Here is a 22,166-nt window from a genome sequence, read left to right on the forward strand (position 1 = left end):
TGCCCGTTCCCGGCGCGGAGCGGGAATCGCGCGCAGGTTCGGAAACTGTCGGCCGGCGAGGCGAGGAGTGGGTTGTTTTCGTACCGGGGGGCCGGTTCCGCTCCTGCCCGGCCCGATCGGGCCGAGCCGTACCGGGGGTGGCCGAGACGCCGGCCGGGGAGCCCGGACGGGCCGGGAGATGCCCGGCCCGGCGCGGTGCGCCGTCGGGCCTGTCGACGCTCCCGGCGCCCGGTCCGCGCGATGAACCGCCCGGGCGGCCCGTCCGCGCGGGGCGGGGGCCGGGCAGATCCGGGAGAGGAGTCCCCCGACCCGCGGGGGTGGCGGAGCCGTCCTCGGCACCCACGGGGGACACCGACCCTCCGGCCACCCGCGCGTGCCGTCGGCTAGAGGCGTGCCGCGGTGCGGACGAGGTCGGCGACGGCTCGGGATCTGCTGTGCGGTGGCCAGGCGATGACCGTCGTGACCGCCGGTGCGTCCGGCACCGGCACCGTCGCGTGATCGTCGCGCAGGTGGGCGCGGAGGGACTCGGGCACGACCGCGCAGGCCCGTCCGAGCGCGATCAGCTGGAACAGCTGGGTGTGGTCGCGCACCTGCGGGCCGGGTCCGTCCCGATAGCCCCCGCCCCGTCGGGGCCAGCGGGGCAGGGGCAGGTCCGTCAGGGTGGTGACCTCGGCCATCGACAGGTGGGGGCGGCCGGCCAACGGGTGCCCCGCGGGCAGGACCACGACCTGCTGTTCGCTGTGCAGGACCTCGGTGTCCAGCCCGGCCGTCGTGTCGAAGGGCCGCTGGAGCAGGGCGACGTCGGCACGCCCGTCACGCAGCAGCCCCTCCTGCTCGCCGGGCCCGCACAGCATCACCTCGACGGCCACCGCGCCGGGCTCGGCGGCGTAGGCGGCCAGCAGCTTCGACAACAGTTCGCTGGACGCGCCGGCTTTCGTGGCCAGCACCACCCCGGGCAGGTCGGCAGCTGCGCGGCGGGTGCGGCGCTCGGCGGCCTCGACCGCGTCGAGTGCGGTCCGGGCCTCCCGCAGGAGTACCGACCCGGCCTCGGTCAAGGCGACCGCGCGGGCGGTGCGGTGCAGCAGCACCACTCCGAGCCGCCGCTCCAGCTGCTGGATCGCCCGCGACAGCGGTGGCTGCGCCATGGCGAGCCGCTGCGCCGCCCGCCCGAAGTGCAACTCCTCGGCGACGGCGACGAAGTACCGTAGCTCCCGCGTCTCCACCGCGGCATCGTATCCGGCGCTCACCACGGCCGATATCCGTGGGGTATCGCCGCCCACCCAGTCGGTCTTGGACGTCCCACCCGGGTCCGCACCACGCTTGACGACATGACAGAACAGACGATCGCGCTGGTGACCGGTGCGAACAAGGGAATCGGATTCGAGATCGCGGCGGGCCTGGGCGCCCTCGGCTGGCGGATCGGCGTGGGCGCGCGGGACCGGCAGCGCCGCGACGCCGCGGTGGAGAAGCTGCGCGCGGCCGGGGCCGACGCGTTCGGCGTTCCGCTCGACGTGGCGGACGACGCGAGCGTGGCCGCCGCGGCCGAGCTGATCGCCGACCGTGCCGGAGGGCTCGACGTCCTGGTCAACAACGCGGCGATCACCGGCGTCATGCCGCAGACGCCCACCACGGTCGATCCCGCGACCGTGCGCGCCGTCGTGGAGACCAACGTGATCGGGGTCATCCGCGTCACCAACGCGATGCTGCCCATGCTGCGCCGCTCGGCGTCGCCGCGGATCGTGAACATGTCCAGCAGCGTCGGCTCGCTCACCCTGCAGACCACGCCCGGCATCGACATGGGCCCGGTCCCCGTCGCGTACTTGGCGTCCAAGACCTTCCTCAACGCCGTCACCGTCCAGTACGCCAGAGAACTGAGCGACACCGACATCCTGATCAACTCGGGCTGTCCCGGCTTCACCGCCACCGACCTCAACGGCTTCCGAGGCGTCCGCACGCCCCAGCAGGGCGCGGCGATCGCGGTCCACCTCGCGACCCTGCCCGACGACGGACCGACCGGCGGATTCTTCGACGACGGCGGAACAGTGCCCTGGTAATAGGCGCTCCGGCCCCAGGACCTGGGTGACGCGGTGATCGGTCCGCCGGGTTCTGCCCCCGCTCCGGGGCAGAACCCGAAGGCCTGTCGGATGTGACGCGCAGCCAACTCACCGAACGGCAGTGGGGTCTGACCGAGCCCTGCCCGCAGCCCTCCTCGACGTGCGCGAGCGCCTGCCCGATGGCCGCCGACCCCCCGGCGCGACCGGCCCCGATCGTCGGCTGTCGGCGCACTCGAATCGGCCAACGTCGGGGGAGATCCGGCTGAGGTCCCGCCGCCGGCCGCACCGATTGCCGTACCGTGACCGGCAGCGAAGTGGAGGACCCTTTGAGCGCCCAGCCCGACCACCTTCCCGCCGCGCCGGCGGCTCCGGCGCCGCGTGCCGCCGCCCGACTGCTCGCCCGTATCCACGCCGAGCCGCCCGAGCGGGCAGCCAGGTGGCTGCCGGCGTTCGAACGGGACTGGGCCAAGGCGCTCGACGACTCGCGTCAGACCTACGACCTCTCCCCGCTGCACCACGTGGTCCGGACCTGGCGGGTCCGTCTGGACAGCGCACCGGTGGTCGACGCGTTCGTCGCCACCGGCCCGGACGACGAGGACGGGATCGACCTCGCCGAACTCACCGGGACGGACCGGTGAACGACCGCGTCTGGCCGGCCCGCCTGTCACCGCAGGCGGCCAAGACCTTCGTCGACCTCCCCCCACACGCCCAGCGGACGGTCCGCGACCTGCTGGACATCGCCTCCCGCACCCCCTGGGGGTGGCCGCAGTGGGACGCCACCGACCTCGAAGGCGAAGACGTCCGCTGCGCCTCCGTCGGCCAGCTCAGCCTCGTCTACCTGGTGAACCGCCCGGCCGGGCGCCTGCACGTCATCGACGTCGTCTGGCTCGGCTGACCTCCGCGGATCCGGCCGACCTTCACGGCGGGGGTCGATCCTCACGGCGACGGTCGACCTTCACGGCGGGGGTCGACCCTCACGGCGACGGCGGCCCGAACGGGCCGCGCCCGACGGTCGCTCTGGACATCGGTCGGCGACGCTCCGGTCCTCCGGACGGTGGCCGGCCATGGCTCCGTGGACGGTCGGGCGGGCCAGGCCGACGGACCAGAACGACGGCATCCGTCGAACCGAAGTGGCGGAACCCCTCGTTCCCCGTGGTGTAGAGGGAACGGCCGTGGAGCACCGTTCTCGACGTTCCGTCCCCCGAAGGAGCCCGCCGCCATGGGAAATCACCGCAAACCCAGCCGTCCGAGCCGGGCCCGTCTCGCTGTCCTCACCACGGCCGTGGCCGGCGGCGCGGTGCTCGCCGCCGGGACGGCGCACGCCGAGCCGGCGCCCACCCTCGCCTCCGTCAAGGAGCAGGTGGACAGGCTCAACGGGGAGGCCGAGCAGGCCATCGAGCGCTACAACGGGTTCCAGGAGAAGCGGCAGTCGCTCCAGGCCGACGCCAACCGCATCCAGGACAAGGTCGCCCGCGGCCAGGACTCGCTCAACGAACTGCGCACCTCGCTCGGCGCGGTGGCCGGTGAGCAGTACCGCAGCAACGGCATCGGCCCGGGCGTCCAGCTGATGCTCGACTCCGACCCGGCCGGCTACCTGGAGCGCGCGGCCGTGCAGAACCAGGTCGCCGACAGCCAGGCCGCGTTGCTGAAGCAGGCCCGTGACGCGCAGCGCAAGCTCGACCAGGACCGCGCCGAGGCCACCGCGATGCTCGCCCAACTCGACGCCGCGGGCGCGTCGCTGGGCGAGGAGAAGAAGCAGATCCAGGCCAAGCTCGCCGAGGCCGAGGCCCTGCTCAACAAGCTCAGCGCCGAGGACCGGGCCAGGATCAACGCCCAGGAGAGCGCCGAGAAGGCCAAGGCCGCCGCCCAGCAGGCCGCTGCGGCCGACCGCGCCGCGCGCGCTGCCGAGCGGCCCGCGCAGGGCTCCGCCGCGGCTCCCGCGACGCGCCCGGCCGCCGGAGCCACCCCGGCGGGAGCCGCCCCTGCCGGAGCCCCTGCCGGAACCCCCGCCGAAGCCCCCGCCGGAGCCGCCGCCGGACCCGCTCCGGCGAGCGCGGGCGGCCGGGCCGCCGACGTCGTCAGGTTCGCCACCGCCCAGCTCGGCAAGCCCTACGAGTGGAGCGCCACGGGACCGAACTCCTTCGACTGCTCAGGCCTCACCGGCGCCGCCTACCGCGCGGCCGGCGTCAAGCTCCCCCGGATATCCCAGGACCAGTGGAAGTCCGGCCCGCACGTCGCCCGGGGCGACCTCCAGCCCGGTGACCTCGTCTTCTTCTACGACGACATCCACCACGTGGGCCTCTACATCGGCGACGGCAAGATGATCCACGCTCCGCGCAAGGGGAAGAACGTCGAGGTCCTCCCGATCAGCGTGATGCCGTACATGGGCGCGGTCCGCCCGGCCTGAGCCGCGCCGGCCGGGGCGGCCGTGCCTCGGTACCGCCCCTGGCGCCACGGGTCGGCCGCCCGTGGGCAACACCGTAGCGAGGCGCTGCTCCGGCGGGTGGCCGGCGGCGTGCTCCTTGGGAGGGGGCAGCGGGGCCACGGCGAAGCCGTGTCCGCACCGACGGGCAGGACCGCCGGAGGAACGGGCCCGTCCCGCAGCAACCGACAGCCCCGTGTGGTGATCACCCGAGGAGGGCGGCGCCGGCACGGCCGTGCTTTGCGCCCGGGGGTCCGGCGACGGCGTGCCGCCGGGCCCCGTCCGGTCGAAACCCCGGCGCGCCGGGCTCGTCCACGGCCGGTCCGGCCGGGCCGGAAGCTAGGTTCGGCTCCGTGACGGGCAACGACGCGGTCCTGGCCCTGGTGGTCACCACCGCGCTGGGTTTCGACTTCACCAACGGATTCCACGACACCGGCAATGCCATGGCGACCTCGATCGTCACCGGCGCCTTACGTCCACGCGTGGCGGTCGCCCTCTCGGCGGCGCTGAACCTGGTCGGCGCGTTCCTGTCGACCGCCGTCGCGGCGACCATCGCGAGCGGTCTGGTCGACAGCGCCGACGTGACCCTGGTGGTGGTCTTCGCGGGACTGGCCGGCAGCATCCTGTGGAACCTGACCACCTGGTACCTCGGCATCCCCTCCAGTTCCTCGCACGCGCTCATCGGCGGCGTGGTCGGGGCGACGATGGCGGCGGCCGGGGTCTCGGCCGTCAAGTGGCAGGGGCTGGTCTCCAAGGTGATCGTGCCCGCCACCCTGTCGCCGTTCATCGCCGGGACGGTCGCGGTGGTCGGCACCCACCTCGTCTACCGGCTCACCCGCGACGTCTCCCACGGCCCGCGCGACCACGGCTTCCGGATCGGCCAGATCGGTTCGGCCTCGATGGTCTCGCTCGCCCACGGCACCAACGACGCGCAGAAGACCATGGGCGTCATCACCCTGGCCCTGATCGCCAACGGCACCCTCCAGGCCGGCGCCACCTCCCCGACCTGGGTGATCACCTCCTGCGCGATGGCGATCGCGCTGGGCACCTACCTCGGCGGCTGGCGGGTCATCCGGACGCTGGGCAAGGGACTCATCGAGATCGAGTCGCCGCAGGGCATGGCCGCCGAGTCGGCCTCGGCGGCGGTGATCCTCTCCTCCACCGACTTCGGCTACTCGCTGTCCACCACCCACGTGGCCACCGGGTCGATCCTGGGCGCCGGCGTCGGCCGCAAGGGCGCCGTGGTGCGCTGGAACACCGCCCGCCGCATGGCGGTGGCCTGGCTGCTCACCCTGCCGGCCTCCGCGACGGTCGGCGCCGCGACCTACTGGGCCGCCCACGGGATCGGCGGGACCCTCGGCGTCGTAGTGATCTTCATCGTGCTGGTCCTGGCCTCGATCGCCTTCTTCGCGGCCTCCCGCCGGCCGGCCGTGGCGGTGACGCCGGAGAACGTCAACGAGGCCTGGACCGGTTCGCTGGTCCCGGCCCCGGACGCCGGCGAGGTGGCCTCGTGAACTCCTGGATCAACCTCGACGCACTGTGGGGGATCGTCGTGGTGGGCCTCGTCGCCGGAGCCGGCCTGCCGGCCCTGTTCGCCCTCGGCCTGCGCGCCCTCAACCCGTCGGCCCGCCCCGCCGGGCGGTCTGCCGTGACCGGCCCCCCGGCCGCTGTCGGACCGGTCGGCTGGGCCGTGGCCGTACTCTGCTTCGCCACCGTGCTCGCCGCGATCGCCTGGGGCATCTTCGTCATCGTCAACCACAGCTGAACGGCCGCGCCGCGGGCGAGGGAGCGTCACCCCGCCGCCGGGGGCCGCGCGGTGAGGGACCAGGGGGCGGCCCACAGCGGAAGGACCTCGACGGTGGCGCGGGCGGCACACTGGCGCCCGTCGGCGGCGCGCCCCGGGGCGACGGCGGGACAACGGGGACGGGTGCCGGCCGGCTGACGGGCGGCCTCGGAGTTCACTGGGCTCATGCGTCGCAACCTACTCCGGGGCACTGACAGGCCCGGCGCGGGCGGATCCACGGTCGGACCGGCTACCCCCTTCCGGCACGGAACCGGCGGTGGTGGACCGGGCGGCGTCCACCGGTCGGGATAGGCTCCGGTGAGCGAACCGACCGCGCCGGGGGGCACCGTGAGCCGACGACCACTGCTGTTCCTGGACGTCGACGGTCCCCTGAACCCGTACGCGACGCCGTCCGGTACGTGCCCCGAGGGCTACGTCACCGTCCACCTGCCACCCGAGGCCCGCCGTTCCTCCGCAGCGGGAGGCCCCCGGTCGTACGAGCGACCGGCGACGGTGTGGCTCAATCCGGCCCACGGCGCTGCCCTGCTGTCCCTCGGGTTCGAGCTGCGCTGGGCCACCGCCTGGATGGGCGACGCGAACAGGTGGATCGGCCCCGTCCTCGGCCTCCCGGCCCTGCCGTTCGTCGACTTCGGTGAGGCCCTGATGCGGGAGCGCCCGGACGGTGTCCACTGGAAGTCCGTCCCTCTCGTCTCCCACGCCGCCGGCCGGGCCTTCGCCTGGGTCGACGACGAGCAGACCGAGGCCGATCACACCCACGTCCTGGCCACTCGGCTCGGGCGGCGGACCCTGCTGCACCACGTCAACCCCCGCACCGGCCTGGGCCCCGAGGACTTCACGGCACTGGCCGCCTTCGCCGCCACCCCCGAGGGCCCTGCCCTGGAATCCTGAGAGAGCCCGCCGGTTCGGACGAGCCCGGTCGTCGGAGTGGCCGGGACGGGCCGTGCACCCGGCGGCGCCCCGCAGCCGTCCGGGCGAACGGTGCGCCGGGGTGGGGGTGCTGCTCGACGAGGGGGTGGCCGCCGGGGCCGGTGGCCCTCGCGCCTGCGGTGTTGTCGGTGTGCCGGGTTAGGTTGACGATCATCAGCCGGACCGGATGGGGGACGTCGTGACCGACCGTACGAGCGAGACGATCAGCTGGGAGGAGACGCGCGCGCTCATCGCCGCGCGGATCCCGCAGGGGGTGATCGACCGGCTCCGGCCGGTGCCCGCCGGTGAGCTGCGCCATCTGCGGACCCCGTTGCGCAAGCTCCGCACCGAGCTGGTGCGCGAACTCTCGTCGGGCGACCGGGGCCGGTACTCCACCGCGTACGACCAGCTCGCCGCACTGCAGTTGGCCGGGATCCTCGCCGCCGCCACCCCGGCCGAGGCGTTGGAGTGGCTCACCTCCCGCCGCCTCCTCGACGTCACCTGGCCGCGGCCGGGCGGCGGCTCCAGCAGCCCCGACCACCACACCGTCCTGCTGACCCTGCTCGCGCCGCACCGGGACGCGGCGTTCCACCGCGAACTCGTGGGCCGGCTCGCCGCATGGCTGCCGGCACGGGGCGACGCCGCCCGGTGGCGGATCACCCAGGGCCTCGCCCTCCGGTCCGGCGCCGAACCCCCCACCACCGACGGCTACGTGATCGGGTGGCTCCGCGAGGGCCGGCTGATGGGCTCCCCCCACCGGGAGATCGGCGAGTGGCTCGCCGACCAGGGCCTGCGCGAACCGGTGCCGCACCACCACTCGCTGCTCTCCTGGCTGCGGGCGCAGCCCCGGCTCGCCGAGTTCACCCGTCGGGTGTTCGAAGTCCCGGACGCCGGGGCCGAGTTCACCGAGCCGCTGTCGACCGGCGGCTGGGCCGAGTCGCTCGCCGTCGTGGCGGCCGAGGGACTGCTCGACCGCGCCGAACTGATCGACCTCTGCCTGGGCCGACTGCTGCGCGGCGACCGGCCCGGCAACCTGCGCGGATTCCTGCGGCTGTACGCGGTGCTGGCCCTCGACGCCGACGAGATCCTCGCCCGGGCCGGGGACCACGTCCGGCTGGCCGCCGACGGTGCGCCGGGCGCCGCCAAGGCCGCCCAGGCGGCGCTGGTCTCCGTGGCGGGGCGGCTGCCGGCCGAGCTGTTCGTCGAACTCACGGCCGCCGTCCTGGCCCGCCCGGAGAAGGGCCTCGCCACCGTCCAGCTGGGCCGGGTCGACGCCGCGCTGCGCCGCGACCCGGCCGGGGCCGACGGCCTGCTGCCCGCCGTCGCCGTGGCTTTCACCCATCCGCTCCCCGCGGTCCAGGAGCAGGCCCTGCGCCTCGTCGCCCGCCACCTGTCGCACGCCGCACCCGCCGTCGCCGGGGCCGTGCGCGCCGCGGCCGCCGATCTCGGACCCGCCCTGCGGCCCGACGCCCACCGCCTGCTGGAGATCCCCGCCCCGCCTACGGAGCCGCAGTCGGACGCGCCGGTCGCGGCGGTCCGCGTGGCGTGCGCCGAACTGCCCGCCGCACCCGCGGGGCCGCTCGACACCGCCGAGCGGCTGAGCGCCCTGATGGCCGACCGGGTGCCCGACCCGGGTGAGTTCGAGGTGGTGCTCGCCGCCCTGGTGGCAGAGCACCACCGTGACGCCGCCGCGCTCCGGGCCGCGCTGGACCCGCTCGCCGCACGGCGCGCCGCGAACCCGGACCGGTCTCCGTTCATCCGTCAGGCCGGCGGAGCGCTGGGCGTCCTGCTCGACGCCCTGACCGGCCAGGCGCAGGCGCCCCGGGCGAGCCTGGCCGTGCTGCTCGGGATGCCCGCCTTCATGCGCACCCTCGGCGTGATCACCGCGGTGCGCGTGCACGAGGCGGCGTGTTCGGCCGTGGAGGCGCCGGTGCCGCTGCTGCTCGCCACGCCCACGGCCGGGGACGGCACGATCGACCCGGCCGTGCTGCTCGACCGGCTCGCCGCGTACCGGACCTCCGGCGCCCGCCCCTCACCCGCCGACCTGGCCCAGGCGTTGCTCCGGGTGGCCCCGCCCGCGCTGCCGGCCGTCCGGGCCGCGGCCGCCGAGCTAGGCTGCGAGCTGCCGCCGGACGTCGCGCCGCCCGCACCCCGCCGGTTCCACACCCAGACCGCGAACATGCCCGAGCGGCTCGACGGCGTCGGCCGGGCCCCTGCTCCGGTCGTGCGCATCGCACCGTGTGCCCCCGAGGCCGCGCCGGCCCCCGAAGGCGTCACCGGCCTCCTCCACACCGTCCCCGACCCCACCGAGTACGCCCGGTTCGTGGACCTGCCGTCCACGCCGGCCATCGAGCTCGTCCAGTTCGCCTGGGTGGCGCCGTGGCACCCGGAGACCGTCGCGGCGCACGGCGTCCCGGGCGCGGTGTTCCGGGTGGACGCGCCCGGTCCCCGGGAGCCGAACCCCCTGCTGCCCCGGCTCGCGGAGGTGCCGGGCGAGTTCGGACCGGTGTGCCACCTCCTGCTCGCCTACGGGCTGACCGCGTCCCGGGCGGCGAACCGCACCGCCGCGCTGGACTTCCTGCTGGCGGCGGGCGCCCAGGGCCGGCTGCGGCCGGATCTGCTGGGCGGATGGATCGCGGCACTCTGGAGGCTGTCCGTGGCCAAGCCGAACCGCATCCTGCCCGTCCTGGCCGAGGCCGCCCGCACCGGTGCGGGCCGGACGACCTGGGCCGTGCTCACGGCCGTGCTCACCGAGTTCGCCACCGAACCCGGCCGGCGAGGACTGGCCGACGCGCTGGTACTCGCCGCCGAATGCGCGGTGGCCGAGGGCATCCGTGACGCGCTCCCGGCCCTCGACGCCCTGAGCGCCGCGGGGGCGCCGGCTCGCGTCCGGGCGGAATCGGCCCGACTGGCCGCAATCCTGACGGGGTGACGGCCGCGCGGGCTGTCGACGGCCCGGCCCGGGCGCCGGCGCGCGCCGTCGTCCACCGCACTGCACCGCACCGCGCCGCGCCGCTTCGCGGTCCGCGCCGCGCGGGTCCACCAGTGCGACCGTCATCACCGGCTGGAAGTACGCCGGCTCCGCCGGTTCGCCCACCGGGGCGCCGTCGGCCGCGATCCAGGCGAATTGACGGCCCGTCCGGTCATCACCTCGCAGCGCGGCGTACGCCGGTTCGTCCCGGGTCGGCCCGGCGTACGCCGCCGGGCGGCCGAGGGCGACCGACCCGGCAGCTGGAGGCCGGTCTGGACCTCTGAGCACCCGGGCCGCCCTTCGGCCTCCGGTGCCGCGGGCGGTGGCGGGAGGCCCCGCCGTCACCGGATCGGGTGAAGATCGCCCGATCGCCGGACAGTACGGCCCGGGCCCCGGCACGCTCATGACGGCCTCGCGGAGATCGCGGGCCGGTGGCGAGCGGAGGGGCGGCAGTGGTGGTGGAGCAGGTCTTCGGAGGTCTCGCGCCGCCCGGGGGAGCGGCCGTGCCCCGGCCGGCCGCAGGGGAGCGCTCGGCCCCGGTGCCACGTCATGTCGCCTGTGTGATGGACGGGAACGGCCGCTGGGCGGCGCGGCGCGATCTGCCCCGCACCTCCGGTCACCGCGCGGCCGAGGCGACGGTGATCGACGTCATCGAGGCGGCCCGGGCGTCCGGCGTCCGGTGGCTCAGCCTGTACGCGTTCTCCACCGAGAACTGGAGCCGCCCCGGCGAGGAGGTCGACTACCTCCTGCACCTGGTGCGCCGGGTCGTGCGCAAGCACGCTCCGCTGTTGCACGCGCGCGGGATCCGCTGCCGCTTCCTCGGCGGCGCGGACCCTCGGATCCCGGCCGCACTGGCCCGCGACTTCGCGGACCTGACGACGCTCACCAGCCGCAACCGGGGCATGACCCTGACCGTGGCGTTCGACCACGGCGGGCGCCGGGACATCGTCGAGGCCGCGCGCTCGCTGATCCGCAGCGGTGCGGCGGCCGAGACCCTCGACGAGGAGGGCTTCGCGGCCCACCTGCCGTTCCCCGACACCCCCGACGTGGACCTGGTCATCCGGACCTCCGGGGAGCAGCGCATCTCGAACTTCATGCTCTGGCAGGTCGCCTACGCCGAGTGGATCTTCCCGCCGGTGCTCTGGCCCGACTTCCGGGCGACGCACTTCCTGGAGTGCCTGAACACCTATCAGCGACGCCACCGCCGCTTCGGCGGGGTGGCGGCCGACACGAATGGAGAGGCCGGATCGTGACCCGGACGACCGACGACCACCCGGACGGCGAGCACACCGCCCCCGGAAGCGGAGCCACCCCCACAGCCGGGGCCACTCCGACAGCCGGAGCCACCCCCACACCCGAGTCCACCGCCGGAGCCACTCCCGGAGCCGGAGCCACCGCGCGGCCCGGACCGCTGTTCGGCCCGGGCACGCGGTTCCACCGCCTCTTCGACGACCCGTGCTGGGCCGTGGCCATGATCCGGGCGACGGTCCTGGAAGCCGCCTACCCGCAGATCGGTGCGGCCCTGGTCGACAGCTCCACCTTCCTCACCCACCCCTGGCGCCGGATGACCAACACCCTGCGCAGCCTGCAGCGCGTGACCGGTGCGGACGTGGCGGCCCGGGACCGGGAGGTGGCCCGGCTCAACCGGATGCACGCGCGGATGAGTGGCACCGACGCGGCGAACCGGCCCTACGACGCGATGGACCCGGCGGCCCGCGCGTGGGTGGTCGCCACGATGTTCGAGAGCGCCGTCACCATGTTCCGCTGGAGCGGGCGGCCGCTCGACCAGGCCGCGATGGAGGAGCTGTACGCGCAGTTCCTGGCCTTCCAGGTGCTGCTGGGCGACTCCTCCGGCCAACTCCCCGCCTCACTGCGGGACTTCTGGCCGTACTACGACCGGGTGGTCGAGGAGGAGCTGGAGAACACCGAGGCGCTGCGCACCATCCTGTACCACCTCTTCGACCACCTTCCGGCGCCTCCCCTGCTGGAGGGCGTGCCGACGCTGTGGGCGGCCGGCCGGGCCCTCGCCGGGCCGGCGATCGGGGTGGTCACGGTGGCCTCCCTGCCGGAGACGTTCCGCAGGCGGGCAGGACTGACCGAGGTCCCCGGCGCCCAGGCCCTGAGCCAGGCCGCCTACCTGGCCCTCGGTTCGGCGCGCCTGCTGCCGGAGGGCTGGGTCACCGCCGACAACCTCCTCGACCTGATCTCGCTGTCACCCGACAGCGACGACCCCCGGGCCAGGGCGCTGGCCGCCGTGGGCGACGGGATGAAGCGGTTCGGTGCCCTGCTGCGACTGGTCACCCCGCTCCCGGACGAGCCCGAGCGGCCCGGCGCCGGGAGGCCGTCGGGGCGGTCGGCGCGGGCGGGTGCCGGGCGGCGCGGCGCGGAGGAGTTCTTCGACACCGTGCTGGACCAGACCGGGAACGGCTACCTGGACTGGCCCGACCTGGCGGCCATGGCACGGGAGCTGTCCGGCCGCCTCGACCTGGACGAGCCGGAGGAGACCAGGCTCTACGACGCCTATGCCGCCTGGTGGCGTGAGCTCCAGTCGACGCTCGACACGGACGGCGACGGCCGGGTCAGCCGGCAGGAGTACGCGGAGGCGGTTCCCTCCCTCGCCGGCCCCGCCCTGATCCGGGTCGCCGAGGTGCTGTTCGACGTGACCGATGCCGACGGCAACCAGAGCATCGACGCGGACGAGTACCGCGCGCTCTTCCGCACCGGCTTCCACCGCGAACTGCACGACTCGAACGGGACGTACACGCGGGCCGCGTTCGTCAAGGACTTCCTCGCCTTCATGGCGGGCCGTCAGCGCTCCACGGCCTACGACCCGCTGCTCGCCCAGGCGTGATCCGGCCGGGGCGGTGAGGGGGAGGGGGCACACCGGCGGGTACGGCGGCGGCGCTCGGGGCGACCCGGTCACGCCGCCGTCACGGGAAATTCACAGCACGGGGTCTACTCGCATAGAGGGCGCCGGGGCCATCCTGGCCCGGTCCGAGGTTCAGCGCCCTCACCGGGAGACGCAGATGAAGCCCCGCACCGCAGCCACCGTCATCGCCCTGGCCCTGGCCGGGCTCGCCGTCACGGCGCCCACGGCCGGCGCCAGTGGCACCAAGGTCTCGCAGTCGACCGCCGCCGGTCAGTTCAGGAACGCCGGCATCACGTGGAGTTCCAGTGGCGGCTGTACCACCCGGTCCAACTCCACCTGCACGTCGTTCGAGCAGATCAACTCCGGCACGGTGAGCACGATCATCACCCTGAAGCAGTCCAGCGGCTGCGCCATCAACATCACGGGCGGCACCGAGGTGGGCCACGCCTCCGGAACGTACAGCCACTACAACGGCTACAAGGTCGACATCTCCCGCAACTCCTGCATCGACGCCTACGTCCAGAACTCCTTCACCTACATCGGCTACCGGGGTGACGGCTACCCGCAGTGGAAGGCCGCGTCGGGCAACCTCTACTGCAACGAGGGCAACCACTGGGACATCCTGGTCTACTGACCCCGGCCTGCGGTGGGGGCGGGCCCGGCCTGCCCCCACCGACCGGCCGGACCGCGGTGCTGTGGGAGCCCGGCGAACGCGCGTCGCCGCGGTCGGGGCGACCGGCGGCGACGGAACTCCGCTGCGGCGCAGCCCACTTCCTCCGGCCGAGCCTCCTCTCCCCGGCCCGCTCCCTGCTCCTCACCCCTGCTCCTCACCCGTGCCCCGCGCCGGGAACCGGCCCGGCATCGGCCCGGCGGCGAACCCTGGCCCGGTCGCCGGCCGTTCAAGGGAGGAGGAGTACGGAACAGTCGAACCAGCCCGCGGGAGTGACAGATGCCGAAGTACCGAGGCACCCACCGGATCACGGTGACCGGCGTGCAGGCCGACCGGCCGCAACGGGCCGTGGCGACCGTCCGGGGCGGCGGCACCGTCGTGGTGCCGGGCGTCGTCGGTGCCAGCGAGCTGATCGATGCCGCGGACTGGGAGCTCTCCGTCGAGCACGAGCACGACGGCGTCTGGGGGCCCAGCATCCGCGCCGTCGTGGGCCGCTGGGAGGAGCGTGGCGGTACCCACAGCCAGGTGGTCCGGTGCACCGACCGCGACCGGAGCGGCTACCCCGGCGGCCGCAGCCTGGTCCTGCGGATCGACCGGGAGGACCCGCGCCCCCCGGCGGCCCCCGCGTCCGCCCCCGCGCCCCGGTGGGCCGGTACCGAGTCGGCCGGCCGTCAGGAGGCCCCGGGCCGGGGCGCCGCCCGGATCAGCACCTCCGGCTCCGACCTCCCGTCGACCCGCACCGCCGACACGGCCACCACCTCCGGCGGCTTCCACACCACCTCCGGCGGCTGGTAGTCCACGGCCTCGTCGGCCGTCAGGGGGCGGGGTCCACGACGTGGGCACCGCCCCGGCGGCCGCTCGCGCACCCGCCCGGCCCGTGCCCGGTACCGCCCCCGTGACAGCGAGGCCGCAGACCGGGCGCGCGGGTCGGAGAGCGTCGGCGACCCACGGCGGCTCAGCGCAGGTCGTGGCGGGTGCCGTCGCCTACGGCGCGGAGCTTGTCCGGGTTGGCCACGTTGTGGATCGTCGAGATGCGCCCTTCGGGGTCGAACTCGAAGGTCAGCGTGGCGACCACGCGGTCCGGGCCGCGGAAGACCAGGCCCGGGCCGCCGTTGATCGAGGTGAGCTCCGCCCGCATCTGCCCGGGCTCGATGCCCTGGTAGGTCACGCTGCCGAGCGCGGCGAACCAGCGGGCCACCGTCTCCAGGCCGACGACCGGCTTGAGGGCCTGGCGGACCTTGCCGCCGCCGTCGGTCCACAGCGTCACGTCCGGGGAGAGCAGCTCCATGAGGGTGTTGATGTCGCCGCCCGACGTCGCCGCGAAGAACCGCTCGGTGACGTCGCGTCGGCGGGCGGGGTCCGCCGTGAAGCGGGGCCGGCGGGCCTGGACGTGCTCGCGGGCGCGGTGCCCGGCCTGGCGCACGGCCGGCTCCGAGCGCTCGACCGCCTCGGCGATCTCCGCGTAGCTGAAGGCGAAGACCTCCTTCAGGACGAACACCGCTCGCTCCAGTGGACTCAGCGTCTCCAGGACGACCAGCAGGGCCATCGAGACCGAGTCGGCCGCGGCGATGTCCTCGGCGGTGTCCGGGAGGGTGAGGATCGGCTCGGGGAGCCACGGGCCGACGTAGGTCTCGCGCTGGTGGCGGGTCGACCGGAGCCGCTCCATCGCCAGGTTGGAGACGATCCGGGCCAGGTAGGCCTTGGGGTCGGCGACCTGGGACCGGTCGGCCGCCGACCACTTGAGCCAGGCGTCCTGGACCACGTCCTCGGCATCGGCGGCGGTGCCGAGGAGGCGGTAGGCGACGGAGAAGAGCAGGGTGCGGTACTGCTGGAAGACGAGCTGGTCGGCGTCGTCCTGTCGCGGCTGGGTCACTTGGCGCTCCGGATCCTGGTGTAGCGGCCGCCGTGCGGCCAGAACGCGCCCGAGGCGGGCATCTTCTTCATGCGGGCGAAGGTCGGCCACGGCGCGGCGCTGACCGTTTCCTTGTACTTCGCGGCCCGCTTGCCGGTCAGCACGAGACGGCGCGGGGTGTCGTCGGGGTGGGTGAACTGGACGACGGCGTCGTGCCGGCCCAGGCTGACGGGTGTGTGGTAGTAGCCGAAGCGGAAGGGCTTGGGCTCCTTGCCGGCCAGGACCCGCAGGATCGAGAGGGCCGCGTGCACGCCGGTGGGCATGCCGCTCTGGCAGGTCCCGTGCATCACGCCGTAGCCCTGGCGGACCGCCGCCGCGTCGCCCACGGCGTAGACGTCCGGGTGGGAGACCGAGCGCAGGGCCGGGTCGGTGACCACACGGCCGCGCTCGTCGACGGTCAGGCCGGCGGCCGCGGCCAGCGGGGAGACGCGGGTGCCGCTGGTCCACAGCACCGCGTCCGCGGGCAGGACGGTGCCGTCCGCGAGTTCGACGCCGTCCGGCAGGACCTTGGCCACCTCGACGCCGGCGCGCACCCGCACACCGAGCCGGGCGAGCGCCGCGTCCAGGTGGGCCTTGGCCTTCGGGTGCATGGTCCCGCCCGGCTCCTGACGGCCCAACAGCTCCACCCGGAGTTCCGGGTACCGCTCGGCGATCTCCGCCGCGACCTCCACGCCGGTGAGGCCGCTGCCGCCGACCACGACGGTCCCGCCGCCGAGCCGGGCCAGCCGGTCGGCGAGGAGCGCGGCGTCCTGCGGGCTGTTGAGGGTGTGGGCGTGGTCGTCCACGCCGGGGACGGCGTCGGTGTCGGCGACACTGCCCAGGCCGTAGACCAGGGTGTCGTAGCGCAGGACCCGGTCGTCGTCGATCCGGACGGTCTTGGCCCCGGCGTCCACGGCGGTGACCCAGCCGCGGACGAAGGTCGCACCGGTGCCGTCCAGCAGCTCCGGGATGCTCATCGCGGCCGTCTGCTGACCGGTGGCGGTCATGTGCAGCCGGAGCCGCTCGGTGAAGTGCTCGTCGGGGTTGACCAGCGTCACCCGCAGATCCGCGCGCCTGCGGGTGCGGGCCGCGAGCTGGATCGCCGCGGAGAGTCCGGCGTAGCCGGCTCCCAGGACCAGGACCTCGTGCTGCCGTGTTGCCGTCGTGTTCGTCATCGTCATCGTCGCCTTCGTGTCGGTCGTTCCCGCCGTGCGGACAACCACCAGACGCGAGCTGCCCTCCCGTTCGTGACACGGGGCCGAAGTGACCCGCGTCACATCGCCGAGAGGGGTGTGCGGGCGCGCGGCCCAAGCCCCCCGAGTGCCGCGACGCAGAGCATTCAACCATGATCGACTCGGCGTCGCGGGGGAACCGGGGGACGGCGGGACCCGCAGGTCGGCGTCGGCTCCGGTCCCTCCGCACGCAGCTCGGCCGTGCCCACCGTCGGTCCGGCTCCGGCCTTCGGAGGAGCTCCGGAGGCGTCCACCAACTTCCCTGTGTTCTTTCGAAGTTGGTCGCCCGAGTGGGATCGGCCCGGTAGGAATGGGGGCGCTCGGCCCACCCGGGTCGGGCGGAGGGGCGCGGGGCACGGAGCCGGCCGCGCCCGGGTGCGGCGGGGGTGTCACCCCTCGACCGCCGTCACTCCGACTCCCGGCTCACCGATCAAAGAGGCACGATGCGTTCGTTCGCCAAGACCCTGCCTGCCCTGCTCGCCGTCGCGGCCCTGACCGCCACCGCCACCGCCACCGCCGCCGTGCCGCCCGCCGCGACGGCGTCACCCGACGGGGCCGGTCCGGTGGCCGCCGACAGACCGCGGGGTCTGGAGGTCGCCGTTCCGGCCTACGTCCTGCCCGGCGACCCCATGCTCGCCGGTCTGCCGACCACCCACCCGGCGCCGTCGATCGTCATCCTCAACCCCTACAACGGCTACGCCCCGTTCGACGCCACCTGGCAGGCGCGCGCCGACAGCCTGCGCGCCGCCACCACCGCGCACGGCGGCCACACCCGGGTCCTGGGCTACGTCGACACGGCCCACGGCACGCTGCCGCAGGCCGTGGTCCGGGCCACCGTGGACAACTACCTCAGGACCGCCGACCGCCGGCTGCACGTCGACGGCATCTTCTTCGACCAGTCGCAGCGGGACTGCGGAGCCGGAAACGCCGACCGGGACTACTACGCGGAGCTGCGCGCCTACGTCCAGGAGACCGTCTACGCGGTGGCGCCGCAGGCCCGGGACCTGGTGGTGGACAACCCCGGCACTGCGGTCGCGGACTGCTACCTGGAGCCCGGCCACCGTACGGCCGACGTCTTCGTGACCTTCGAGGGCAGCGGTGCCGACTACGCCGACGGCTGGCTGGGCGGCAATGTCTTCAACTACGCCGCCGGCTACTACTCCGGCGCGACCCTCGATCCCAGCGGCACGGCGTTCTGGCACCTGGTGTACGACACCCCGGACGCGACCGCCATGCGCGCCACCCTGGACACGGCCTTCACCCGCGGCGCCGGCTACGTCTACGCCACCGACGACGAGCTGGACATCCCGTGGGACGCCGCCCCGGGTTGGGGTTTCGCCACCGAGACCGCCTACGCGGCCACCAAGGGCTGACGGGGGGTCTGCCCGTCGCCGGAGTTCGGGTACCCGGGCCCCGACGGCGGCGGGCGTCACCCCGGTGGGGTGTCCTCGCCGACGCCTCGCGAAGGGCCGGAGCTGAACCGGAGTGCGGCTCCGTTTCGTTCTTCCTGGTGTCCTCGGGCGCTCCGCCGACCCGTGCCGGGGCGCCCGGACCGTCGGTGCGCACCCGAACGCCCCGTCGGCGTGCGGTGCTCCGGGGTCCGCCGTCGCGGCGGGTTGCTCTTCTGGACATTATATGTCGGTAGCCTATATATGTAGCTGCATGACACAACGCTCCACGCAGCCGCAGACCCTGCCGCGGCCCGCCGTCCCCGACGAGGGCGGGGCCGGTGCCACGGAGACCGCCGGGCCCGCCCGTCCCGCCGACGGCCTGTCAGGCCTGTTGGGCCTGGTGGCGCTGCGGTTCGAGGTGGCCCGCGGTCGGCGCTGGTTCTGGCCGGTGGTCCTGCTGGCCGGATACGCGGTCGAGGTCCTCTTCCGCCTGGTGCTCGTCCGGCACCTGAGCTACCCCTCGGTGCACCCGGACGAGGACTCCTACCTGGTCCTCGCCCGCGTGCTGGCGGGCCGGCCGACCACCGAGATGCCGGTCGGTGTGGTGATCCCGGGCGGCTACCCGCTGCTGATCTCCCCGGCGTTCCGGATCGCCGACGACCCGGTCACCGCCTATCACCTGATCATGGGGATCAACGCGCTGCTGAACGCGCTGGTCTTCCCGCTGGCCTACCTGGCGCTGCGCCGGCTGGGTCTGCGCCGGCTGCTGGCGTACGTCTTCGCCGGGGCCACCGCGCTGCTGCCGCCGGTGATCTTCTACTCCGAGTTCGTCATGTCGGACACCGTGCTGCCGGTGCTGATCCTGGCCTGGCTGCTCTGCATGCACGGCTGGCTGAGCGAGGGCCCGGTCAAGCACCGCTCCTGGTACGCGGCCGGCACCGGCGCGGCCGCCGCGTACTCGATGGCCGCGCACGACCGCGGCGGCGTGGTGGTGGCGCTCACCGGGGTGGTCCTCGTCGGCGTCCTGGCGCTGCGCTGGGCCCCGTGGCGCACCACGCTGGTCGGCCTCGGTTCCCTGGGCGTCGGCGTGGTGGGGGTCAAGGCGCTGTCCTGGTGGCTCGACCGCCAGTTCACCGTCGAGCCGAGCGACGTCGGCGGCTACCTCTGGAAGGGCCTCACCGACCCCGACAAGACCGGGATGACGCTGACCCGGGTGGCCGGGCAGCTCTGGTACTTCATCGTCTCCACCTGGGGCATCGGCGGCCTGGCGGTCGTGGTCTGCCTGTTCGCGCTCTTCAGCGGCCGTTTCCCGCGGCCGGACCGGATCGTCGGTGGCGTGCTGGCGGCCCTGCTGGTCGGCACCGCGCTCGCCTCCGCCGCCGCCCTGCCGGACGACGGGCGGGTCGACGACTGGGTCTACGCCCGCTACCTCTCGTTCCTGGTCCCGGCGGCCTTCGTCGTCGGCGCCGCCGTGCTCTCCCGGCTCGGCCGCCGCCGGCTCGCCGTCACGGCGGCCGTCACGGTCGGCCTCACGGTGCTCCTCGGCAAGCTGGTCGTCTGGTCCGCGGGCTCGGCGCTGACCACCAAGCTGTTCATCGGCTGGGCCCTGCCGGACGTCACCTTCCTGGCCACCGACTGGATGCGGCTGAACGTCATGCGCTCGTCCGTCGCCGCCTTCGTCGTCCTGGGCGCGGTGGTCCTGTTCCTGGCCGCGGGCGGGCGCCGGGTGCTCTGGGCGATCGGACTCTCGCTCGCGCTGTTCGCCGGCTTCGCCACCGCCACCATCACCGAACAGGTCAGCTACCCGCACGCGAACTACCGCAAGCCGCTGGCGACCGGCTTCACCAAGGCCTCCGGGATCAAGCCCACGGACAACGTGGTCCTCGCCTGGGACCTCGACGGGGGTCTGCGCAACGCCCAGGCCTTCGAGGTCTACCGGGGCCGGGTCTGGTACCGCGACCCGCGCTGGCAGCCCGTCCCCGCGGAGGCGACCGTCCTGGTCACCCCGGCGGCCCCGGAGGGCAAGGCCACCGACGGCTACTGGCCGGAGCACCCCGCCGAGTGGTACGTCGCGAAGGAGAACCGGGCGCAGGGCTGGGCGCTCTGGCGCAAGTCCTGACCGTGGGCGCCCGTCGGCCGTCGGCTGGCGCCCATGCCCGCCGGCCCGCCGAGCCGACCGCGTGACCGGGTCGGCCCGGCGGGCCGGCGGGGTCCGCCGAGCCGACCGCGTGACCGGGTCGGCCCGGCGGGCCGGCGGGGTCCGCCGAGCGGACGGCGCGGTCCGGCCGGGCGGACGCCCCGTGTGGCCCCGGTCACCTGTGCCGCACCTCACAGGTGTTCCCGCAGGCGGCCCTCATACCCGCTCTGACCTGCTGGTTCGCCCGTGGGCAGGCCGCCGCCCCAGGTGCCTGGACGGGGTGGGCCGGGGGTCCGCGGCTTGCGAAGGACGCGTCCGTTCGCACAAGCTCCACCCTCGACGGGCTCTCCTCCGCTCCTGCCGCGGACGGGGCCCGCGGCTCTCCAGGGGGGCAGGAAAGGTACTGCCACAGCATGAGAACCCTGCGAAACAACGCCCGACACCGCCGGGGCGCGCCGACGGCGTGGAAGCGGCTGACCGTCGCCGGACTCGCGGCCGCGGCCGTGACCGCCGGCACCGCGACCTGGGCGGTGCAGTCCGAGGCGGCCACCAGCCCGGTCACCGTCGACTCGCTCGGCATCACGCCGACCTCGCCCGCGCCGGACTCGCCCGTGACCGCCACCGCCAAGGTGCACGCGAACAAGCGGCTCAAACTGCAGAGCCTGACCATCGCGGTGCGCTCGGCGAGCGGCGCCAACTACGACTTCCCCGGGGCCGTCGCCACCACGCTGGGCACCCGGCAGACCACCGTCACGCCGAAGAGCCGGACCTTCCCCAGCGGCTCGTACACCTATTTCGTCGCCTACCAGGCCTCGGACGGCTGGCACAACCTGACGCCGGTCCACAGCTTCACGTCGAGCGGCGGCACCGTGACGCCGACGCCCACCCCGACGCCGACGCCCACCCCGACGCCGACGCCCACCCCGACGCCGACGCCCACCCCGACGCCGACCCCCACCCCGACCCCCACGCCGACCCCCACGCCGACCCCCACCGGCTCCACCGGCGGTCCGCTGGGCATCGCGGGCAGCTGGCGCCCGGTGTTCGCGGACGAGTTCAACGGCAGCACCGTCGACAGCGCCAAGTGGACGCCCAACTGGTTCGGCTGCCAGACCTGCACCACGCAGCCGGTCAACCCCGACATCGAGCTGGCGGCCTACGCCCCGTCGCAGTCCACCGTCAGCGGCGGCTCGCTGCACCTGAACATCGCCCAGCAGCCGACCGTGGTGAACGGCAAGACCTACCCGTACCGCTCCGGCATGCTCTCCTCCAACGGCAAGGCGGAGTTCACCTACGGCGCCTTCGAGGCACGGATCTACCTGCCCGCCGACGGCTCGCAGATCGCCAACTGGCCGGCGTTCTGGACGGACGGTCACAACTGGCCGGCCGACGGCGAGATGGACGTCATGGAGGGCCTGGGCGGCCAGGCCTGCTACCACTACCACTCGCCGTCCGGCGGCCCCGGCGGCTGCGCCACGGGCAACTACAGCGGCTGGCACACCTACGGCGCCGAGTGGAAGCCGGGTTCGGTGACCTACTTCTACGACGGCAAGCAGGTCGGACAGATCACCACCGGCATCAGCTCGTCGCCGCAGTACCTGATCCTGAACAACGCCGTCTGGTCCGGCGGCGGTCCGTCGGCGACCCCGGCCGACATGCAGGTCGACTACGTGCGGGTCTGGCAGCACTGACCTGCCGTCCAGCAGCACAGTACGGGGGTGGGGGGGGGGGGGGGGGGGGGGGGGGGGAGGGGGGGGTGGGGGGGGGGGGGTGGGGGGGGGGGGGGGGGGGGGGGGGGGGGGGGGGGAAAGGGGGGGGG

General features: G+C 74.6%; 18 protein-coding genes. 15 read left to right on the forward strand and 3 right to left on the reverse strand.

What is annotated here, in order from left to right; all coding sequences use genetic code 11:
- Nucleotides 1-383: 383 nt before the first annotated feature.
- Nucleotides 384-1,223 (reverse strand): LysR family transcriptional regulator, encoded by an 840-nt coding sequence (locus ACZ4UX_RS23135; protein ID WP_465708039.1) that lies wholly within the window; start codon nt 1,221-1,223, stop codon nt 384-386.
- Nucleotides 1,224-1,328: 105 nt separating this feature from the next.
- On the opposite strand from ACZ4UX_RS23135, the gene ACZ4UX_RS23140 reads away from it, so the two are divergent.
- The 12 genes from ACZ4UX_RS23140 (at nt 1,329) to ACZ4UX_RS23195 (ending at nt 14,491) form a co-directional block, all read left to right on the forward strand.
- Nucleotides 1,329-2,054 carry an SDR family NAD(P)-dependent oxidoreductase gene (locus tag ACZ4UX_RS23140; RefSeq protein WP_465708040.1) on the forward strand — a complete coding sequence of 242 codons (726 nt, stop codon included), beginning with the start codon at nt 1,329-1,331 and terminating at the stop codon, nt 2,052-2,054.
- A gap of 326 nt (nt 2,055-2,380) precedes the next feature.
- The gene (locus ACZ4UX_RS23145) at nt 2,381-2,692 is read left to right on the forward strand and encodes a DUF6247 family protein (protein ID WP_352297059.1); all 312 of its coding nucleotides are present in this window, start codon (nt 2,381-2,383) and stop codon (nt 2,690-2,692) included.
- The gene (locus ACZ4UX_RS23150) at nt 2,689-2,949 is read left to right on the forward strand and encodes a hypothetical protein (protein WP_465708041.1); all 261 of its coding nucleotides are present in this window, start codon (nt 2,689-2,691) and stop codon (nt 2,947-2,949) included. The genes ACZ4UX_RS23145 and ACZ4UX_RS23150 overlap by 4 nt, the downstream gene beginning before the upstream one ends.
- 324 nt (nt 2,950-3,273) lie before the next feature.
- On the forward strand, nt 3,274-4,461 hold the full coding sequence (locus ACZ4UX_RS23155) for a C40 family peptidase (RefSeq protein WP_465708042.1): 1,188 nt from the start codon (nt 3,274-3,276) through the stop codon (nt 4,459-4,461).
- A gap of 368 nt (nt 4,462-4,829) precedes the next feature.
- Nucleotides 4,830-5,990, forward strand: a complete 1,161-nt coding sequence (locus tag ACZ4UX_RS23160; RefSeq protein ID WP_465708043.1) for an inorganic phosphate transporter — start codon at nt 4,830-4,832, stop codon at nt 5,988-5,990.
- Nucleotides 5,987-6,241, forward strand: a complete 255-nt coding sequence (locus ACZ4UX_RS23165) for a hypothetical protein (RefSeq protein WP_352297048.1) — start codon at nt 5,987-5,989, stop codon at nt 6,239-6,241. The genes ACZ4UX_RS23160 and ACZ4UX_RS23165 overlap by 4 nt, the downstream gene beginning before the upstream one ends.
- Nucleotides 6,242-6,607: 366 nt before the next feature.
- On the forward strand, nt 6,608-7,168 hold the full coding sequence (locus ACZ4UX_RS23170) for a hypothetical protein (protein ID WP_465708044.1): 561 nt from the start codon (nt 6,608-6,610) through the stop codon (nt 7,166-7,168).
- 217 nt (nt 7,169-7,385) lie between these two features.
- Nucleotides 7,386-10,118: a hypothetical protein gene (locus tag ACZ4UX_RS23175; protein ID WP_465708045.1), complete on the forward strand. Its 2,733-nt coding sequence runs from the start codon at nt 7,386-7,388 to the stop codon at nt 10,116-10,118.
- A gap of 578 nt (nt 10,119-10,696) precedes the next feature.
- Entirely contained in the window at nt 10,697-11,410 is a 714-nt protein-coding gene (uppS, locus tag ACZ4UX_RS23180) for a polyprenyl diphosphate synthase (RefSeq protein ID WP_380388558.1), read from the forward strand.
- Between the two features lie 158 nt (nt 11,411-11,568).
- Nucleotides 11,569-13,008 carry an oxygenase MpaB family protein gene (locus ACZ4UX_RS23185; protein ID WP_465708162.1) on the forward strand — a complete coding sequence of 480 codons (1,440 nt, stop codon included), beginning with the start codon at nt 11,569-11,571 and terminating at the stop codon, nt 13,006-13,008.
- A gap of 175 nt (nt 13,009-13,183) precedes the next feature.
- A complete protein-coding gene (locus ACZ4UX_RS23190; protein WP_329491633.1) occupies nt 13,184-13,660 on the forward strand; it encodes a hypothetical protein in 477 nt (158 codons plus the stop codon).
- 315 nt (nt 13,661-13,975) lie between these two features.
- A complete protein-coding gene (locus ACZ4UX_RS23195; protein WP_465708046.1) occupies nt 13,976-14,491 on the forward strand; it encodes a hypothetical protein in 516 nt (171 codons plus the stop codon).
- Between the two features lie 160 nt (nt 14,492-14,651).
- Here ACZ4UX_RS23195 and ACZ4UX_RS23200 read toward each other — a convergent pair whose 3' ends face one another.
- Nucleotides 14,652-15,569: an RNA polymerase sigma-70 factor gene (locus ACZ4UX_RS23200; RefSeq protein WP_329491635.1), complete on the reverse strand. Its 918-nt coding sequence runs from the start codon at nt 15,567-15,569 to the stop codon at nt 14,652-14,654.
- Nucleotides 15,566-16,762, reverse strand: a complete 1,197-nt coding sequence (locus ACZ4UX_RS23205) for an NAD(P)/FAD-dependent oxidoreductase (protein WP_465708047.1) — start codon at nt 16,760-16,762, stop codon at nt 15,566-15,568. The genes ACZ4UX_RS23200 and ACZ4UX_RS23205 overlap by 4 nt, the downstream gene beginning before the upstream one ends.
- Before the next feature lie 500 nt (nt 16,763-17,262).
- Between ACZ4UX_RS23205 and ACZ4UX_RS23210 the strand changes: the two genes are divergently transcribed.
- The 3 genes from ACZ4UX_RS23210 to ACZ4UX_RS23220 all read left to right on the forward strand — a co-directional run bounded on the left by ACZ4UX_RS23210 (nt 17,263) and on the right by ACZ4UX_RS23220 (nt 22,038).
- Nucleotides 17,263-18,192 (forward strand): spherulation-specific family 4 protein, encoded by a 930-nt coding sequence (locus tag ACZ4UX_RS23210; protein WP_465708048.1) that lies wholly within the window; start codon nt 17,263-17,265, stop codon nt 18,190-18,192.
- A 289-nt stretch (nt 18,193-18,481) separates the two neighbouring features.
- On the forward strand, nt 18,482-20,329 hold the full coding sequence (locus ACZ4UX_RS23215; RefSeq protein WP_465708049.1) for a phospholipid carrier-dependent glycosyltransferase: 1,848 nt from the start codon (nt 18,482-18,484) through the stop codon (nt 20,327-20,329).
- Between the two features lie 431 nt (nt 20,330-20,760).
- Entirely contained in the window at nt 20,761-22,038 is a 1,278-nt protein-coding gene (locus ACZ4UX_RS23220; protein WP_465708050.1) for a glycoside hydrolase family 16 protein, read from the forward strand.
- Nucleotides 22,039-22,166 lie beyond the last annotated feature (128 nt).

The organism is Kitasatospora sp. NPDC028961 (assembly GCF_055564815.1).

Bases quoted from the DNA above. Each gene is read 5' to 3' on its own strand.
- ACZ4UX_RS23205 (WP_465708047.1), bottom strand. From the start codon at position 16,762: ATGACGAACACGACGGCAACACGGCAGCACGAGGTCCTGGTCCTGGGA.
- ACZ4UX_RS23220 (WP_465708050.1), top strand. From the start codon at position 20,761: ATGAGAACCCTGCGAAACAACGCCCGACACCGCCGGGGCGCGCCGACG.
- ACZ4UX_RS23155 (WP_465708042.1), top strand. From the start codon at position 3,274: ATGGGAAATCACCGCAAACCCAGCCGTCCGAGCCGGGCCCGTCTCGCT.
- ACZ4UX_RS23190 (WP_329491633.1), top strand. From the start codon at position 13,184: ATGAAGCCCCGCACCGCAGCCACCGTCATCGCCCTGGCCCTGGCCGGG.
- ACZ4UX_RS23215 (WP_465708049.1), top strand. From the start codon at position 18,482: ATGACACAACGCTCCACGCAGCCGCAGACCCTGCCGCGGCCCGCCGTC.
- ACZ4UX_RS23210 (WP_465708048.1), top strand. From the start codon at position 17,263: ATGCGTTCGTTCGCCAAGACCCTGCCTGCCCTGCTCGCCGTCGCGGCC.
- ACZ4UX_RS23140 (WP_465708040.1), top strand. From the start codon at position 1,329: ATGACAGAACAGACGATCGCGCTGGTGACCGGTGCGAACAAGGGAATC.
- ACZ4UX_RS23195 (WP_465708046.1), top strand. From the start codon at position 13,976: ATGCCGAAGTACCGAGGCACCCACCGGATCACGGTGACCGGCGTGCAG.